The organism is Brevibacterium mcbrellneri ATCC 49030 (genome assembly GCF_000178455.1).
Taxonomy (GTDB): Bacteria; Actinomycetota; Actinomycetes; order Actinomycetales; family Brevibacteriaceae; genus Brevibacterium; species Brevibacterium mcbrellneri.
Genome location: NZ_ADNU01000023.1, coordinates 72,733 through 90,723, shown reverse-complemented (window position 1 = coordinate 90,723; position 17,991 = coordinate 72,733). Strand labels below are relative to the sequence as shown.

Here is a 17,991-nt window from a genome sequence, read left to right as displayed (position 1 = left end):
GGAGCTATGTTTGTCCGGTTCTACGCCTTTATGTCCACCCTTTTACTTGCGTTTACTCCCCGTCCCCGCCCCCGAGGTGCCCGCTACCGACGCTCAGATCGCGGCGATGTGCCGGGTTGGGTTTTGATTACTGTTATGACCGCGGCGTTGGTCGTTGCCCTGTGGGCCCTGGCCGGTGAAGCGTTTACGAATTTCTTCAATGATTCAATGAACAAGGTGCGCAACGCGGGGTAATTCCCTCATGCGACCCAGCAATTCTCTTACACACCTGAAATCGGATCGTGGTTCAGCGGTAGCCGAATTTGTGCTCGTTGCAGCACTCTTATCGTTGGTGTTCGCCGGTGTATTACAAGTGTGTCTGACTATTCACGTGCGCAATACCGTCACCGATGCCGCCGTGGCTGGCGCCCGGGTTCTTGCTATGGGAGATGGCAACGCTGATGACGCACGCGAGGTGACTCGGACTCTGATTGTGAGTTCCCTTGGCGAACGGTTCGCAGGGCCAATCAATGTGGGATTCGACAGTGTTCACGGCGATGACGTGGCTGTCGTGGAAGTGACAACTGCAGTGCCCGTGATTGGAATGTGGGGTCCCACCGGTGTCATGACCAGGCAGGGACGCGCATTCGTTGAACCGGTGTATGAGTCCTAAGAGCCAAGGTGCAGTGCACATGACTAGACAGTTGACGGCCCCGGGTCCTGGCAGAGAGACCCTGCGTGGAACCGCGGGTCATGCAAGCGCCAGGGACGAATCCGGAACCGCCGCCATTGAGTTCATTTTTGCTTCGGTGGTGTTGCTGGTGCCTGTCGTGTACATCGTCATAGCAATCAGCACGCTGCAAGCGGGCACCTATGCCACGCAAGCTATTGCGATCGACGCGGCCCGTTACGCTTCCAGACACCCAGACACTGCACATGCCCGCGCCAACGCTACCGCGTCTTTACACCTGGATGATTTTGGTCTCACCGGGACACCGCACCGCGTGAAATTTTCCTGTTCAGAAAAATGTGACACCCCAGGTTCAACTGTCACCGCACATGTGGAAACCCGGGTAGCTCTTCCTGGGATTCCATTCGTTTTCAACAGTGACACAGCCGGGCGCATTACCGTCACAGCTTCACATACCGACATCGTCGCACCCACGGGAGGACACCATGACATCACACATGGCATCACCGGCTCACCGTGAAGCCGGTTCGATCACGCCCCTTGCCGTTGGGTTCTGCGTGATTGTCCTCGCTTTGGTCACCATCATTACCATCATCACCGACTACTACACGGCTCACCGCAAGCTGTACGCGATTGCCGATTCAGCTGCCCTGGCGGCTGTGGAAAGCTACCAGCCAGTGCCAGGCGGTGAACCCACGTTCGTTTTCGACGCCCATGGAATTGAGAAGAAAGCGAACCAGCATGTGGCTCGTATCAGTCCCCCTTCGAACCTCTCACACATTCGAGTAAGCGCACATATTGCTGATTCGCGCAATGTTCACGTCACCGCGCACGCCCGCTATAAACCCGTCCTCATCTCGCCTTTTGTTCCCAAAGGCATTGCGCTGACCTCAACAACTAAAGCCCGTGGCTCGCTTCGGTAATCCTGACGCATCCGGGCGATCTGACAGCGCTGCCTCACCCCACCTCGGCCGCGCACTTGCGTCCACAGGCCCTGCGACTACCTGCCACTCACGGTGTGGACAAAACAGCGTTATCCACACCTCAAAGCCAGGGTCTAGAACCACTGCCCACGAACGTGCACCATGGCGAACATGTACAGCACGATCGTTCATATTGTGGAAGGTGACTCCCTGTCATCCCTGCACGTCGAAGCGCCGGGGTACGCCACGGCTGCTGACGTGTTGACCGCACTCATGACCGCTCGTGGCATTGACACCCCAAACGCCTACACTGCGCGCAATTTCGCCCGCGCCGCGCCCACGCCACACGAACGATGGTTCGAGTGGTGTACCCGCAGCCCGGTGACGGTGATTGAACAGGCAAGCGCCCCCGCATGTCACGCCGTACCCGAGGTCGAACGAAAGTCGGTCTCTGTGCTGGCAGGCCCTGACTCCGGATTTTGCACCCCGTGGACCCGCTCCGATTTCACCGTGGGCAGATCGTCTGAAGCCACCTTGCAACTGTTCGATCCACACATGAGCCGCACGCCAACCCCCTTCGCCCCCGCCGCAGCAGCCGCACTCACCACGCTTGGGGCAACCCACCTCGGGACGTACGACCCACGCGAGCGCACCACCCCACCGGAACCACTTACCTGGCCAGCCGCCCCACGTGTCACGCCCCCGCGAGCGCCACACATGGCGCACTACGCGATCCCGATTGTGCTAGGCGTGGTGCTCATGCTCGTCACGCACATGTGGTGGTTTCTGTTGTTCAGCGTTGCCGGGCCTTTGAGCGCCGGGGTGATGTGGTGGAGCAGTCGGCGGCGGTATGCCCGCGACCTCGCCCAGGCGCTGCAAGAGTTTTCGCGGGCGGTTGAGCAGTTCGAGTCCGATATCCGCACCAACTGCGCCCGTGCCGCGAGCGCTGAGAGCCAACGCCCGTTTTCACTGTCCAGAATCCCGGTGGGTGTTGGGACGTGTTGCGTGAGCGCCACCGTAAAGGCTCCACCGGAATACGAACCGCCGTTTGACCGTGTGGCTGCTCGTGTCAGTGTCCCTGGGATCACCCGCGACGGCCACACGCACCTGGTGTCCAACAACCAGGTCGTCACCGTGGATCTGGAACGTACGGAACTGGTTGTGTGTGGTGAGTCCGCGCCCGAGGTGGCCCGCGGAATCATCGTCACGCTCCGGGCGTGCGGCGCGGCCGTGGTTTTGGACCCGCCCCCAGATGGGCCGGAGTTTCTGCGGGTAGGGGTGGCCGCCTCGGGGCCGGTCATTACCGTCACCTGGGGTGAGACCATCCGGTTCACCCCCGCCGAGGTGGCCGACACGTGGATTGTGGACTGCCCGGATTCGGTGGCGGCGAATCTACATTGCCCGCCACCGGTGGGCGCTGGTCCTGTGCCTGGCCGCATCGTTCCCAGGTGTATGCTCGCCCACCGGTTCGTGCGCGTGCTGGGTGGGGCTGGGGAAACAGGCGCGGTCACGTTGGCGTCCATGAGTGTCGAAGAACTCACCCGGGTAGCATCCCATGATTCGCGCAGCGCGGTCCCGGTTGGGGTGAGCGAAAGCGGCGCCGTGTTTCTTGACTTGTTTGCCGACGGGCCGCACGCGCTTGTTGCGGGGACAACAGGCAGTGGGAAGTCGGTGTTCTTAAGCGCGTGGATTCAATCTTTAGCGGCCGTGCTTACACCTGAAGAAGTCCGGTTTGTGCTGGTTGATTTCAAAGGCGGTGCCGCGTTTGCGCCCTTGCAAAACCTGCCGCACACCGACACGGTTGTCTCGAACCTGGACACGTTCTTAGGACTCAGAGCGCTGAGGTACGTTCTGGCAGAAGTCACACGCCGCGAAGAGCTGTTCGCACGCGCCGGAGTGAGCGATCTGCCCGCATATAACGAAAACAACGCACCACTCCCCCGGATCGTCACCGTCATCGATGAGTTTCAAGCCCTGGTCCACCAGATCCCAGAAAGCGTGGAGATCCTGGAACAGCTCACCGCGTTAGGGCGGTCTCTGGGGATCCACGCGATACTGGCCACCCAACGGCCCTCCGGCGTGGTGACAGCCCGGATGAAGTCGAACATTTCGATGCGCGTGTGCCTACGCGTGAGGGACACGCAGGACTCAAACGACGTCATCGACTCCCCCGATGCCGCCCTCCTCGACGCGAACGCACCCGGCCTCGGGCTCATCTCCACCTCGCACGGACTCACCCTATTCCGGTCGGGCCACACGGGCGCACCGGAACCGGCCGTCATGCGATGGCGCCCAGCCGGCGCTGAGGACGCGCCGCAAACAGAAGTACCTCTCCCCGGCTACGAAAACAGCGCGCTACAGACTGTGAACACCGGCAGGGATGAGGTCTCTCACCACTCGCTTGGCACAACACCCAACACCATCGTCCCTCCCCCACTGCCACGCACATTCGACGGAACAGCCAGCGCAGTTTTTGACACCTCGGCAGGACTCACCCCGTGGACCTACCAACCGGACCGGGACGGGGCGGTGCTCATCAGCGGGGGCCCGAGGTGCGGAAAGACCCACGCTCTCCACGTACTTGCCGGCCACGCGAGTGACACGCACGTGATGGTGGGATTCGGACGGCAAGGAACGTCCATGGAGGCAGCCCACGTGTACGCGAACACGGAGTGGATGCATGAAGCCGCACTCAGCCTGTTGGAGTCACTGCCCAGTTCGCACCCCGTGTTTGTCGCAGTGGACGACTCGGACGACCTGTTCTCTCCCACGCACCGCGCCAGGCTGGATCTGGTTTTGGCACACCGGCCGTTTGCCCTGGTGACAGGCCGGCGTGGGGTGGCTTCAGCAGTGGCGACGCGAGCTTCAACCCGTTTGACGTTCCCACCGGCCGTGGCAGCGGATGCTGTTTTCTTTGGAGTGAAGCCCGCCCGGTTCGCAGGCATGAAGGACCCCGGCCGAGGTCTCCTCTCCTCCCCGTCGATCGCAGCTTCCGACGGGGTCGACGCTCAGGTTTCCACCCACGTGCCGTTTACCCACCAGCCAGTTCCCAATGTGGGCAGCGGAGTCCTGGTGGGGACGAGCCCGCTGGGCAATGCGGTGTACTGGGATCCGGCAACAGGGCCAGTCTTGAACGTATTAGGCCCAGACCACGCAACCGCACCGCTTCTTGCTGGATTGTCTGAGCATCTGCCGCGTGGCACAGTCGTGGTTCTGCGAGCGCACGAAGATTCTTGGGAGTTCGGGGAACTCACCGTGGTTGCCTCGCCTCTTGACCACACACCTGGGTATGGCTCGCCACTAGCACAGGCTCGCAACCGCGGACCCATGCTCATCGTCGGCGCGCGTTCACCACAGGAGCTGGGGCACGTAGCGCGCGACCTTCCGTTTATTCCACCGCACGACTCATGCGCGTGGTTCGTACACGCGAATGTGCGCGTGCCCGTCCACGTACCGTGCTCTACTAGAAAACCGAACGATTGTTCGGGCATGATGTAGCGTGACACACGTTACGAATCCAACGGAGGATCAGATGACCACTCGTGAAAAGCTGTGGCAGCCCAGTGAAGAACGTATTCGCCAATCCCCCATGTACGCGTATCAGCAGTGGCTGGCCGACAAAAAGGGAGTTCACACCACCGGGTTCGCCGAACTACACAAGTGGTCAGTCGACAACCTCGACGATTTCTGGGAAAGCATCTGGGAGTACTTCGACGTCATAGGCACCCGTGGCGACGGCCCCGTACGCACAGGCGACTCAATCGAAAAAACCACATGGTTCCCCGGCGCCAGCGTCAACTATGCTCAAAACCTGCTACGCCACGTCCACACCATGCCAGACCGCGAAGCCGTAGTAGCCCTCCACGAATCCGACCCCCGCGAAAGCTACACGTGGAAGGAACTCAACGGAAAGGTTGGCGCACTGGCCGCGGCACTGCGTGACATGGGCGTTCGCCCCGGCGACCGCGTGGCCGCCGTGCTCCCCAACATTGCTGAAACCATCATCGCACTACTGGCCTCGGCCACCGTGGGTGCCGTGTGGTCGGTGGTCAACACCGACTTTGGTGAAAACGGGATCGCTGACCGCTTTGCCCAAATCGAACCCAAAGTCCTCCTCACGGTTGACGGGTTCGACTTCAACGGCACATACCGAAACATGCTCCCCCAGATCGAATCCACACTCAGCGTGCTCCCCACGGTAGAACACCACATCCTCATCGACCGTCACCGTGACTCCCACCCAGACACGTACACAGACCTCCCCGGACAGGAAAGCGCCAGCGCAACCACCTCGGTCACGCATCACCGCTTCTCCGAAATCACCGCCACCCCGCAAGACCCGGCATTTGAACCAGTCGAGTTCTCCCACCCGCTGTGGATCCTGTACTCCTCAGGCACAACAGGCAAGCCAAAAGGAATCGTGCACGGGCACGGCGGAATCGTTCTGGACGTGTACAAGATGGCTGGCCTGCACAACGGGTCGGACGAAAACACCCGCATGTACTTCGCCGTGGCCACCACCTGGATGGTGTGGAACCTCATGGTGAACGTGCTGGCCCTAGGCGCCACCACCATCACCTACGACGGCTCGCCCGCCTACCCCACACCCGCTCGCCTGTTCGACATTGCGGAAAGCGAAAACGTCACTCAGATCGGCACCGGAGCCGCCCTGCTCAGCCTCATCGAAAAAGCCGGCATCAACCCGTCGGAAAGCTACAAGCTCCCTCACCTGGAACACATTATGTCCACCGGCTCCACCCTCCCCGGGTCCACCTGGCGGTGGGCATATGAGCAGATCAAACACGATTTCCAGCTGGGCTCCAGCTCGGGTGGAACCGACATTTGTTCGGGCATCCTAGGTGCCAACCCGTACGACCCTGTGTACGTCAACGAACTCCAAGGCAAGGTGCTGGGCGTCGATGCACACGCGTTTAACTCACAAGGCGAGCCCGTGATTGGCGAAGTGGGTGAGCTCGTATTCACGCAGCCTCTGCCCAACATGCCAGTCATGTTCTGGAACGACCCGGACGGCAGCAAGTACCACAACGCCTACTTCGTGGACTTCCCCGGCGTGTGGCGCCACGGCGACTGGGCTACCCAGTTGCCGGAAGGCCCGTGGATCATTCACGGTCGCTCCGACTCCACCATCAACCGTGGCGGCATCCGTATGGGCTCGGCTGACATTTGCGACGTTGTTGACCAGGTGCCCGGGGTTGCCACCTCGATGGTGATTGGCGCCGAGGTGGGAGACGGCGACTACTACATGCCGCTTTTCGTGGTTCCGGCTCGCGGGCACACACTCGATGAGGACCTCAAGGGCGCAGTTGTTGAGGCGATCCGCACCAAGATCTCGCCCCGGTATGTGCCCGATGAAATGATTGAGGCCCCCGCGGTTCCGCGCACACGCACCGGAAAGCTCATGGAAGTGCCTATTAAGAAAATCTTCCAGGGAGCAGACCCCAGCACAGTTAACCGCACCGTCGCCGAGGACGTTGCCACCGTGGACTGGTATGTGGACTTTGCGCGTCAGCGGGTGCAGAAGAAGCGCGACTAGGCGTTGAGTGGCGCGCTTCCCAGCGTGGCGTATTCGTAGAGCACGTGTGCTTTGCCCGCCTGTATAAGGCCGTCGATGAGTTCGGTGAGCACCGGCATTTCGCTGGTCACTTCCACCACAACATCGGTGTCCGTGGACAGGCGGGCAATGAGTGCTCCCGCATCGCCGAGTGCGGCTTGGTATTCCGCCGAATCGCGTTCCGGACGTGGTTCAACGGCATCAGCCATGACACCCACGGTGAGTTCTGTGGCCTCAGAGCTCTCTTGAGTTGCGCCCCCTTCACCACACTGTTCTGGCGGGTACGACACGGCGAACGCATTCACCTGCCCGTCGCGTTTGAACATGGCTGCTCCGTGTGCGCCGGTGGCCTCGGACAGGAAACGCCGGTTGAACTCGCCCAAGGTCATGGACGCAGCAGGGTCAGCCCTGTTGACTCCGGTGTACCACTCCGAAAAGGCGCGAGTGAGCTCCACCGAACCGGTAGCTGTGACAACAAAGTCGTCCAAACGGTCAGCCCCCAAGCCACCCAACGCCAGGGTTTCAACGCGCACGATCCGGGTTCGGAACAGCTCCGTGCCACCATCCGCGCTACCCGCGCCCGCGCTACCCACGACCGGGTCTGAACTACCCGCACCCACACCAACTCTGGTACGCAAAGGAAGCCCTTCAAGAACGGTCCCGGCAACAGCGTGACTGAGCTTTTCACGCAACTGGGCGGACACCTCGGCGGCCTCTTCACTGTCTAATTCGCGAGCCACCTCAGTATGAAACCACGCCCGCTGCGGGTGCGCCGGCGACTGCGCACACACGGCAACACCCACGAGCACGCCGGAGGCCACCTCGGCGACAACCGTGCGCGTCACCGGCGCCGAATCCGAATCTTCGCACACAAGCGAACGCAGCATGTGGTGCGCGGGGTCGTTGGGGTCGCTCAGAATGTTGTTGAGCGCCAGGTCATCACCGGGGGCAAACGGGCGGATTGTCATCATGCTTAAATCCTAACGTGGCACGTTTTTGCGAAGATCACATGAAAACACCACCCGTTTTCGTCTAGTGTCACTGGTATGAGCACGAACGACTCACCGCTTGAAAGCGCACAGCAGGCTGCCCAGGTTCTCAACGACGCAGCCGGAATCGACAGCCACGACATCGCCCTAGTACTGGGCTCGGGATGGGGGTCAGCAGCACAGTTGCTGGGCGACCCCGTAGCCTCGACGCCAGCAGACCAGGTGCCCGGCTTCCACACCTCGCAGGTGTCCGGCCACCCAGGAACCCTCACCACCATCAAGGTGGACACGCAGGCAGGCCCCAAACACGCTCTAGTCCTCGGAGCCCGCACCCACTTCTACGAAGGCAAGGGTGTGCGCGCGGTAGCCCACGGAGTGCGCACAGCTGCGGCCGCAGGAGCCACAACCATCATTTTGACCAACGGGTGCGGATCCACGCACACGGACTTCGCGCCCGGAACTCCCGTTCTCATCTCCGACCACCTCAACCTCACAGCTTCAAGCCCGCTGGAAGGTGCCACGTTCGTGGACCTCACCGACCTGTACTCGTCGCGGTTGCGCGCAGTTGCCAAAGAGATGGACCCCACGCTTGCCGAAGGCGTGTACGCACAGTTCCGCGGCCCGCACTACGAAACCCCTGCCGAGGTTCGCATGGCTCGCACCATGGGCGCTGACCTGGTGGGAATGTCCACTGCCTTGGAGGCCATCGCTGCACGTGAAGCAGGCATGGAAATCCTGGGGATTTCCCTGGTGACGAACTTTGGTGCCGGTGTTTCTGAACAACCGCTCAACCACGCCGAGGTGTTAGAGGCTGGGCAGCAGGCCGGCCCCCGGATCTCGCAGTTGTTGGCTGACATTGTTCGTCGAATCCTGAAGTGAGGGAATCATGAGTGTGGACTTTGATGCTGTACGCGCATGGATCGCAGATGACCCGGACCCAGAAACTCGGAAACAGCTGACTGACCTGGTCGAAGCGACGCAGGAGCCGGGTGAAGAGTCGGCCCGGGCACTCGATGATTTGGCCGACCGCTTTTCTGGCATGCTGCAGTTTGGGACCGCGGGTCTGCGTGGCGAACTAGGCGGTGGCCCCAACCGGATGAACCGTGCCGTGGTGATCCGCGCAGCAGCCGGGCTCACCGCGTTTCTACGTGACACCGTAGGGGAAGATTTCACCGTGGTGATCGGGTGTGACGCCCGGTACGGGTCAGAGGATTTTGCCCGCGACACCGCAACCGTTGTCACCGCTGCCGGTGGCCGTGCGCTCATGCTGCCAGCCCGCAAACCCACTCCGATGCTGGCGTTTGCCGTCAACCACCTCGACGCCGATGCCGGGGTAATGGTCACGGCCAGCCACAATCCACCTCGGGACAATGGGTACAAGGTGTACTTAGGTGCCCGCCCGCAGGCAGCCGTGTACCTGGCTGAAACCGTGTCCCAAGCCAGTGTCGCTCACGCTACGGCGGGGGCACCGGGAATGGCATTCGCTGGGATTGGGGCTGCGAGTGAGGATGTTGCTCACGAACGCGCCACGCACGGCGCAGGGGCCCAGATCGTTGCGCCGTTTGATGCGCAGATCGCGTCACATATTGCCCGTGTTGAAAGTGTCGCCGATGTTGCCCGCGCTGAGTCCGGCTGGGAAAGCGTCGATGTCACCGAGGAATACTTGGCCAGCATCGCCGAGGTCAGGTCGCGTTTGGGAGTGTCTGACGCACCGGCTGATCTGCGGATTGTCCACACGTCGATGCACGGGGTGGGCAACGACACTACGCTCACAGCTCTTAAGCAGGCCGGGTTCACGCGTATTACGCCGGTGGAGGCGCAGGCTCAACCCGATCCGGACTTCCCCACTGTCACATTCCCTAACCCGGAAGAGCCCGGGGCTCTTGACCTGGCGTTTGAAACGGCAAAAGCTGCGAACGCGCAACTGGTCATCGCCAACGACCCGGATGCTGACCGCGTGTCGATCGCTGTTCCGATCCCGGATTCGCCCGGCGCATTCCGTCAGCTGACCGGTGACGAGGTTGGTTTGCTCCTGGGCGATTTCATTGCGTCCCGGACCCCTGGGACCGTGGCCAATTCGCTCGTGTCGTCACGCGCGTTGGCCCAGGCCGCGGACTTCCACGGGGTCCCGCACCGCACCACACTGACCGGTTTCAAGTGGATTTCCCGTGGTACCGACCTGGTATTCGGCTACGAGGAGGCGCTGGGCTACAGCGTGGACCCTCAGGTTGTGCGCGATAAGGATGGCGTGTCGGCCGCGGTTGTCATCGCTCACCTTGTTGCCGAACTCCACGCACAAGGGCGCACCGTTGATGACGAGCTGAAGCGCATTCGCGTGCGTGACGGTATTTTCCTCACCGCGCCTTATACGATTCGTGTCACCAACCTGAAGCATATTGACAAGATGTTGGACCGGCTCGCGTCGGCACCTCCCGCTGATCTGGGTGGGTCTGCCGTGACCGAGGTTGTTGACCTGTCGGAAGGGTCGGCGTCCCTTCCGGGTACCCCCGGTTTTGCTCTCTTAACCGAATCTGGCGACCGCGTAGTGATCCGCCCGTCGGGAACAGAACCCAAGCTCAAGTGCTACCTGGAAGCCGTTGAAACGGCTGATGAGAGCACGTACCCGCAGGCTCTTGCAGAAGCGCGCGCCAAGCTGGACCGTATTACTGCAGACCTCGCTGAGTTCCTGCAGTAATACGTGGCTGAGCTGCTTACGCCGTGAAACCGTCGAGCACGGCAGCACTTCCTGACAGGCCCAGGCGCGACGCCCCAGCCTCGATCATGGACTGTGCTGCCTGTGCGTCACGGATCCCACCGGAAGCCTTGACGCGCCGTTGATGTACCGTACAATTGTGCATATCACTTATCGCACACCGCGGTGCAAGGTATGAGTGATCACGCGCACTGATTATGCAGTAGCAAAAGCGTCGCTCATTAAGTCCGTGGTAGAGGGCAAAAGAATAAAAAGCCTAGGCACAAAATCACTCCTACAGATTTGCCCCAGACCATCGCACAAGCTTGCAACCCGAAGTGAGGAAGCCTATGTCGCGAAAAATTATCACAAACACTGTTTTGGGCGCTACATTCGCAATGAGCTTGGCAACATTTGTTGCATGCGGAACTATTACAGGAATGTCTCGCGACGCAAACATATACGGCTCACCAGCGGAGCTATTGTTTCCTTGGAGTGGTCTACTTACCCTTCTTTTCGGTAGCTTTTGGATTGTGTATGTGATCGTCTCCCTGCGACGGCCCTGACTAGATACCTTTACAAGAAAATCAAGGGCGCTGTTTGGGTGACCTCCTTGCCAGGCGCACCCAAACAACGCCCTTCAACCGTTTACGGTGCTTACGCCGTGAAACCGTCGAGCACGGCAGCACTTCCTGACAGGCCCAGGCGCGACGCCCCAGCCTCGATCATGGACTGTGCTGCCTGTGCGTCACGGATCCCACCGGAAGCCTTGACACCCAGGGCATCGCCCACGGTTGAGCGCATCAGTTTGACAGCGTGAGCACTTGCGCCACCTGCCGGGTGGAACCCAGTCGATGTTTTCACGTAGTGGGCTCCTGCACGCACAGCAGCCTCGCACGCACCCACAATCTGCTCGTCGTTCAAAGCCGCCGACTCAATAATCACCTTGACGATCGCGGCACCTTCAGTCGCTGACTCCGGGCCGGTCGCAACCGGAAGACCTAAGTCCTTTGCCGCCTCGGCAACGGCAGTCACTACCCCGTTGATGTCAGCTTCGACCCCGGCGAAGTCGCCCGCGATTGCCTGCCCCACGTTGATCACCATGTCGATCTCACGGGCGCCGTCGCGTACAGCCTGGGCCGCCTCGGCAGTCTTAATCTGTGGCTTGACCGCACCGGACGGGAAGCCAACAACCGTGGCCACCACCAGGTCACCAGTGTCGGTGACTGGCAGGGCGGAAGGCGATACGCACACAGCCTTCACACCCAGTTCCTTACCGGCCTCAACCAGCGCAGCGAAGTCATCAGGAGTTGATTCGGGCTTGAGAAGCGTGTGGTCGATCATCTGTGCAACATCAGTGCGGGTGATCATTGGGAGGGTCCTTTCGGTTAGGAAACTCGGTCCAAAATAACAGTGCGAGGCGCGGCCTGCTGGCCAATACTCCACGCACCTTCGAGAGATTCGAGCGCACGTTCAAAACGCTGCGGCTCGTCCGTGTGCAACGTCATCAAAGGCTGGCCCGCAGTCACGGTGTCACCTGGTTTGGCGTGCAACTCAATACCTGCACCGGCCTGCACTGGGTCTTCCTTACGTGCGCGCCCAGCACCCAAACGCCACGAGGCAACTCCTACACTCAGCGCGTCAAGGGTTGTGACAACGCCCGATTCTTCAGCAGTCACGGTGTGGGTTTCTTTTGCGGTTGGCAGGATCGCGTACGGGTCGCCACCCTGACGTTCAATCATGCGGTTCCACATGTCCATCGCCCGACCGTCTTTCAGCGCGGCCTCGACATCCACCTCGGTCTTCCCAACCAGTGCGAGCATCTCACGTGCCAGCTCAACCGTCAGCTCAACGACATCAGCTGGGCCTCCGCCTGCCAACACCTCAACAGACTCCCGGACTTCCAGCGCGTTACCAACCGTGAGCCCAAGCGGGGTCGACATGTCGGTAATCAACGCCGAGGTCTCAACACCTGCGTTCTTCCCCAACTCCACCATGGTGCGGGCAAGAGCGGTCGCCTGTTCGACGTCCTTCATGAACGCTCCCGAACCCGCCTTCACATCAAGCACCAATGCCTGGGTGCCTTCAGCGATCTTCTTACTCATGATCGATGACGCGATGAGCGGAATGCAGTCGACGATTCCGGTGATGTCGCGCAACGCATAGAGCTTCTTGTCAGCCGGCGCCAGGCCAGTTCCAGCAGCACAGATCACTGGGCCGATGTCCTCAAGCTGGCTCATGAGTTCGTCGTTGCTCAAGTTCGCGCGCCAACCGGGAATCGATTCCAGCTTGTCCAGCGTGCCACCGGTGTGCCCAAGTCCACGTCCAGACAGCTGCGGCACGGCCACGTCAAAGACTGCGACCAAGGGTGCCAGTGGCAAAGTGATCTTGTCCCCCACTCCCCCTGTTGAGTGCTTGTCCGAGGTGGGTTTCGACAAGCTGGAAAAGTCCATCCGCTCACCGGACTCGATCATCGCGTGCGTCCACTGGGCGATTTCGCGTGGGCTCATCCCGTTGAGGAAGATCGCCATACCCAAGGACGACATCTGCTCATCGGCAACAACACCACGCGTGTAGGCGTCGATGACCCATGCGATCTGTTCGTCACTGAGTTCGGCACGATCACGCTTTGTGCGAATCACATCCACGGCATCAAACGGTTCGATCATGTCAGCTCCTTAAGTGATCGGGTCCAAAAGCTTCAGGAAGAACCTGGGACAGCGACGCGATCCCAGACGGCATGTCCAGAAGAAGATCTGGCCCACCGTGTTCGTACAACAGCTGACGGCACCGGCCACACGGCACCAGTTTGTTGCCGTGTTTATCAACGCACGCAAAAGCCACCAACCGGCCACCTCCCGTCCGGTGCAACTCCGAAACGAGGCCACATTCGGCACACAGGCCTAACCCGTAGGACGCATTCTCGACGTTGCACCCCACGATGATGCGACCGTCGTCAACAAGAGCGGCCACGCCAACTGGGTATTTCGAATACGGGACATACGCGTTCTCCATCACGGCACGTGCGCGCTCACGCAAAACGTCCCAATCCATCCTGACCTCTTTTACTGCTTGGAGTATGGGATACCTTCTGCGGCAGGTGGGCGAACCTGCCCAACGAACCCTGCAACCGCAAAGATCGTCACGATATACGGCAACATGAACAGAAGGTCCTGCGGAATAGGTGCTCCGATCGCGGAAAGCGAGTTACCCAGGTTCTTGGTGAACCCGAACAGAACCGCTGCGAACAGCGCTCCAAATGGGTTCCACTTACCCAAAATCATTGCGGCCAAAGCGATGTACCCCTGACCGGCAGTCATTTCTTTACCGAAAGCCAAACCTGAGCCGATCGTAAAGAACGCACCACCAAGACCTGCGATCGCACCAGCGAAGATCGTGTTCAGAACACGTCCACGGTTGACGTGAATACCCACCGTGTCGGCAGCCCGTGGGTGTTCACCGATTGCACGCATCCGCAAGCCCCACTTGGAGTGGAACACAGCCACGTGCAGAACAATGACAACCACATACATGAGGTACACCAAAATGTTCTGCTTAAAGAACACGGGGCCAAGCACCGGGATTTCACTCAACAGAGGAATAGGTAAAGCCGGCAACGCCTGGCGCGTGTTCCACAGCTCTTGGTTCTGCGTGAGAAGAGTCGAGAACAAGAAGTTAGTCAGACCCACCACGAGCACGTTGAGAACAACACCAATAATGATCTGATTCACCCAGTACTTCACGGCAAAGAACACCAGGATTGCACCCACAATGGCCCCTGCCAGTGGCGCTGCAACCAGACCTGCGTACGGGTTCTTAGCAACACTGGCAACCACTGCTGCAAGGAAAGCGCCAGCCAAAAGCTGACCCTCAATCGCAATGTTGATAATGCCAGAACGTTCCCCAACTAGACCACACATGGCACCAAAGATCAGCGGAACGGACAGCGCCAGGCCACCAGCCAACAACGAGGTCGTTGCAATGACACCTCGGCCCGCACCGGCCCATGTCAAGAACGCAAACACAAACAAAACTCCGAACGCCAGCGGGAGCCATACTCCCACCTCGGCCCGGGCACGCGTAGCCCACAAACTGAAACCGGCAAGTGCCAAGAGAATGACACCCACCACGATCGCAGTAATCTTCGAAGCTACCACCAGATCTGGGAGAGAGATGAACGCATCAGGTGCGGTAAACGCGAACGTCGTCTGAGCGTCACCAGGCGCCCCGAACCCAAACACGAAAAGCGACAGAAGAGCCAAAACGCCGTAGACAATGGGGTACTTCCACTCAACGGGCTGCAGAGCCGTAGGCATTTGTGCTTCCTTAGTTAGGGTGTTCATGCAGCCTCCTTAGCAACGGGCGCTGGCAGACGGAAGATCGCGCGGACCAGCGGCGGTGCCGCAATCAGAAGCACGATCGTTGACTGCACAACCAAAACGATGTCGATGGGCGTTCCAGTCTGTGCCTGCATGAGATACCCACCGGACTTCAGAGCACCAAACAGCAAACCGGCAAAGAACGTACCAAGCGGCCTGGACCGCCCAAGCAACGCTACCGTGATCGCGTCAAACCCGATCTGCCCGGCAATACCGCCTGTAATCTTCATTTCAGTTCCCAGCACGTGAGCCGCGCCGCCCAAACCGGCGAGTGCACCGGCAAGCGCCATCACCAGAATGGTGACGCGCTGAACAGAAATACCTGCTGTGCGGGATGCTTCAGGGTTTGACCCCACTGCGCGGAACTCAAAACCAATCGTTGATCGTTCCAGAATCCACCACACGAGCACGGTGGCGGCGATCGCGATCAGGAAACCGAAGTGCAGACGGAAAGGAGCCGGGAGAAGCGGGAACAATGCCGCAGAACTGTGGATCTCCGTAGTGATGGGGTTCGCTGAACCTGTTTGCCTAAACCACGCTTGTTTGAGCAGATATGCCAGAAGGAATCCAGCGATCGAGTTGAGCATGATTGTCACGATCACTTCGTTGGCACCTGTGCGTGCTTTGAGGACACCTGCGATTCCTGCCCACACAGCGCCCGCTAGCGTTCCGGCTACAAGCGCAACTAGAAGGTGAATCACCGGCGGCAAGTTGATCGCATAACCCACAAAACCAGCAGTTACGGCTCCAAGAATCACCTGTCCCTGTCCACCGATGTTGAACAGACCAGACCGAAACGCCAAGGCAATTCCCAAACCAGTGAAGATGAGTGGGGTGGACAGCACGAGCGATTCGGTTATAGGACGAATCATGCGGGTGAATGAATTCGCTTGCCAGTCAAAGATCGCTCCACGAAAAAGCGCCACATACGCCTCACTGACGGACGTCCATGCGTAGTACAGCAGGTCAGTGGGGCGGGCAAAAAAATACCCCGCGGCTCGCTGTACGTCTGGGTTGGCGAACGCGATCAGAAATGCCCCAAACACAAGCGCAAGAACAATCGACAAGACTGATACACCGAACGTCCCGGTCACAATCTGCCGCATGACCGAAGGTGACTGTGGTGTCGATTGCGCTTCTGTCTTCTTTTCTTTTACGGGCGCGCTCATACGATGTCCTCCTGCGCTGCCTCACTGACTTCCGTCACTGCTGATCCATCAGCGACGCGAGCCATAGCTTCTTCTTCCGACGCTCCAGCCATCATGAGGCCCAACGCGTCACGCGGGGTATCAGCAGGGACAATCCCCACGATGCTTCCCCGGTACATAACCGCAACACGGTCAGCAAGGTTACGAACTTCGTCGAGTTCCGTGGACACGATAATGCACGGAGTACCTGCGTCGCGTTCCGCAATAATGCGTTTGTGCACGAACTCGATTGACCCAACGTCAAGACCTCGAGTGGGTTGAGAGGCAATCAAGAGCTTAAGTTCACGTCCCAACTCTCGCGACAAAACGACTTTCTGCTGGTTACCACCAGACAGAGTGGAAATTGGGTCGTCAATTGTTCCGAGCCGAATGTCGAACTCTTCGACTTTCTTCGCAGCTTCTTCGCGAATAACCTGTGGCTTCAGCGCAAGCCCTTGTGAGTATGGCGGGCGGTTGTACCAGTCGAGAATCATGTTTTCGCGGATCGAGAAGTTTTTGATCATGCCGTCTGTGGACCGGTCTTCTGGGACGTACCCTATTCCGGCGTCCAAACGGTGTTTCACCGATGTGCCCACGAGTTCGTTTCCGCCAAGCGATATGGATCCCTGTGCCGGTGTTCGAAGGCCAATGATGGTTTCTGTCAGTTCTGTCTGACCATTCCCCTGCACACCGGCGATTGCTAACACCTCACCGGCACGCACTTCAAATGAAATGTCTTTGACCGCTGGGAACCCTGACTTGTCTAGAACCGTGAGGTCCTTGATGGCGAACTTCACATCGCCAATTTGTGCATCCTGCTTATCGGTTGTGAGGTTGACGTCACGCCCCACCATCAAACCAGCGAGCTCGGATTCGGTCGATTCAGGTGAAGCTGTACCGACGACTTTTCCGCGGCGGATCACGGTGATCGCATCAGCTACGGCGCGGACTTCACGAAGTTTGTGAGTAATGAACACAATCGACGTGCCCTGCTCTTTGAGCTGACGCATGATCTCGATGAGTTCATCGGTCTCTTGTGGTGTCAGAACTGCAGTGGGCTCATCCAAAATCAAGACTTGAGCGTCACGGGACAGCGCTTTAATGATTTCTACGCGTTGTTGCGCTCCCACGGACAAATCACCGATAACGGCGTCCGGGTCAATATCGAACCCAAACCGTTCCGAAATTTCGCGCACTTTGGACCGAGCCTCGTCAAGGTTGAGAAGTCCCAGCGCCTTAGTTGGTTCGTAACCCAAGGCAACCGACTCGGCAACCGTGAAAACAGGGATAAGCATGAAGTGCTGGTGCACCATTCCGATACCAGCGGCGACAGCGTCGCCGGGGCCGGAAAACTTTACGGGCTTCCCGTCAAGAAAGATTGATCCTTCTGTGGGTTCATACAGCCCGTACAAGACGTTCATAAGCGTAGATTTACCTGCACCGTTTTCACCAAGCAGAGCGTGAATCTCGCCGGGTTTAAGGGTGAGGTCAATCGAATCGTTAGCAGTAAACGACCCGAATCGCTTAGTAATTCCTTGTAATTCAAGTTGCACGGTGTCTCCTCACAGGGCTCAAGCAC

15 protein-coding genes and 1 pseudogene are annotated in these 17,991 nt (G+C 59.5%); 8 read left to right on the top strand and 8 right to left on the bottom strand.

The features are described from left to right. Positions 1–6 precede the first annotated feature (6 nt). The 6 genes from HMPREF0183_RS04450 to HMPREF0183_RS04425 all read left to right on the top strand — a co-directional run bounded on the left by HMPREF0183_RS04450 (position 7) and on the right by HMPREF0183_RS04425 (position 7,147). Positions 7–234 (top strand): hypothetical protein, encoded by a 228-nt coding sequence (locus tag HMPREF0183_RS04450; RefSeq protein WP_005883223.1) that lies wholly within the window; start codon positions 7–9, stop codon positions 232–234. 7 nt (positions 235–241) lie between these two features. Further along, on the top strand, positions 242–652 hold the full coding sequence (locus HMPREF0183_RS04445) for a TadE/TadG family type IV pilus assembly protein (RefSeq protein ID WP_005883222.1): 411 nt from the start codon (positions 242–244) through the stop codon (positions 650–652). A gap of 19 nt (positions 653–671) precedes the next feature. After that, on the top strand, positions 672–1,190 hold the full coding sequence (locus tag HMPREF0183_RS04440) for a TadE/TadG family type IV pilus assembly protein (RefSeq protein WP_005883221.1): 519 nt from the start codon (positions 672–674) through the stop codon (positions 1,188–1,190). Next, on the top strand, positions 1,156–1,593 hold the full coding sequence (locus HMPREF0183_RS04435) for a pilus assembly protein TadG-related protein (RefSeq protein ID WP_083801443.1): 438 nt from the start codon (positions 1,156–1,158) through the stop codon (positions 1,591–1,593). The genes HMPREF0183_RS04440 and HMPREF0183_RS04435 overlap by 35 nt, the downstream gene beginning before the upstream one ends. Before the next feature lie 171 nt (positions 1,594–1,764). Beyond that, complete coding sequence (locus HMPREF0183_RS04430; protein WP_169309661.1) at positions 1,765–5,091, top strand: FtsK/SpoIIIE domain-containing protein; 3,327 nt, start codon at positions 1,765–1,767, stop codon at positions 5,089–5,091. 34 nt (positions 5,092–5,125) lie between these two features. Continuing rightward, a complete protein-coding gene (locus HMPREF0183_RS04425; protein ID WP_005883218.1) occupies positions 5,126–7,147 on the top strand; it encodes an acetoacetate--CoA ligase in 2,022 nt (673 codons plus the stop codon). Here HMPREF0183_RS04425 and HMPREF0183_RS04420 read toward each other — a convergent pair. Then, on the bottom strand, positions 7,144–8,136 hold the full coding sequence (locus HMPREF0183_RS04420) for a hypothetical protein (RefSeq protein WP_005883217.1): 993 nt from the start codon (positions 8,134–8,136) through the stop codon (positions 7,144–7,146). The two genes, HMPREF0183_RS04425 and HMPREF0183_RS04420, sit on opposite strands and share 4 nt — an antisense overlap. 75 nt (positions 8,137–8,211) lie before the next feature. Here HMPREF0183_RS04420 and HMPREF0183_RS04415 point away from each other — a divergent pair, with 75 nt between their 5' ends. Both HMPREF0183_RS04415 and HMPREF0183_RS04410 read left to right on the top strand, forming a co-directional pair. Next, positions 8,212–9,033, top strand: coding sequence for a purine-nucleoside phosphorylase (locus HMPREF0183_RS04415; RefSeq protein ID WP_005883216.1), 822 nt, complete (start codon positions 8,212–8,214; stop codon positions 9,031–9,033). Between the two features lie 7 nt (positions 9,034–9,040). Next, positions 9,041–10,849: a phospho-sugar mutase gene (locus HMPREF0183_RS04410; RefSeq protein WP_005883215.1), complete on the top strand. Its 1,809-nt coding sequence runs from the start codon at positions 9,041–9,043 to the stop codon at positions 10,847–10,849. A 16-nt stretch (positions 10,850–10,865) separates the two neighbouring features. On the opposite strand, the pseudogene HMPREF0183_RS12785 reads toward HMPREF0183_RS04410, so the two are convergent. The 7 genes and pseudogenes from HMPREF0183_RS12785 to HMPREF0183_RS04380 all read right to left on the bottom strand — a co-directional run. Beyond that, positions 10,866–10,985, bottom strand: a pseudogene (locus HMPREF0183_RS12785) (2-deoxyribose-5-phosphate aldolase); the annotation flags it as partial. A 518-nt stretch (positions 10,986–11,503) separates the two neighbouring features. Next, complete coding sequence (gene deoC, locus HMPREF0183_RS04405) at positions 11,504–12,217, bottom strand: 2-deoxyribose-5-phosphate aldolase (RefSeq protein WP_005883212.1); 714 nt, start codon at positions 12,215–12,217, stop codon at positions 11,504–11,506. A 17-nt stretch (positions 12,218–12,234) separates the two neighbouring features. Next, complete coding sequence (locus tag HMPREF0183_RS04400) at positions 12,235–13,515, bottom strand: thymidine phosphorylase (protein WP_005883210.1); 1,281 nt, start codon at positions 13,513–13,515, stop codon at positions 12,235–12,237. 1 nt (position 13,516) lies between these two features. Further along, the gene (locus HMPREF0183_RS04395; protein ID WP_005883208.1) at positions 13,517–13,900 is read right to left on the bottom strand and encodes a cytidine deaminase; all 384 of its coding nucleotides are present in this window, start codon (positions 13,898–13,900) and stop codon (positions 13,517–13,519) included. A gap of 11 nt (positions 13,901–13,911) precedes the next feature. Continuing rightward, positions 13,912–15,189: an ABC transporter permease subunit gene (locus HMPREF0183_RS04390; RefSeq protein ID WP_005883206.1), complete on the bottom strand. Its 1,278-nt coding sequence runs from the start codon at positions 15,187–15,189 to the stop codon at positions 13,912–13,914. Further along, positions 15,186–16,394: an ABC transporter permease gene (locus HMPREF0183_RS04385; RefSeq protein ID WP_005883205.1), complete on the bottom strand. Its 1,209-nt coding sequence runs from the start codon at positions 16,392–16,394 to the stop codon at positions 15,186–15,188. The genes HMPREF0183_RS04390 and HMPREF0183_RS04385 overlap by 4 nt, the downstream gene beginning before the upstream one ends. Then, on the bottom strand, positions 16,391–17,965 hold the full coding sequence (locus HMPREF0183_RS04380) for an ABC transporter ATP-binding protein (protein WP_005883202.1): 1,575 nt from the start codon (positions 17,963–17,965) through the stop codon (positions 16,391–16,393). Before HMPREF0183_RS04380 ends, HMPREF0183_RS04385 begins: the two co-directional genes overlap by 4 nt. Positions 17,966–17,991 lie beyond the last annotated feature (26 nt).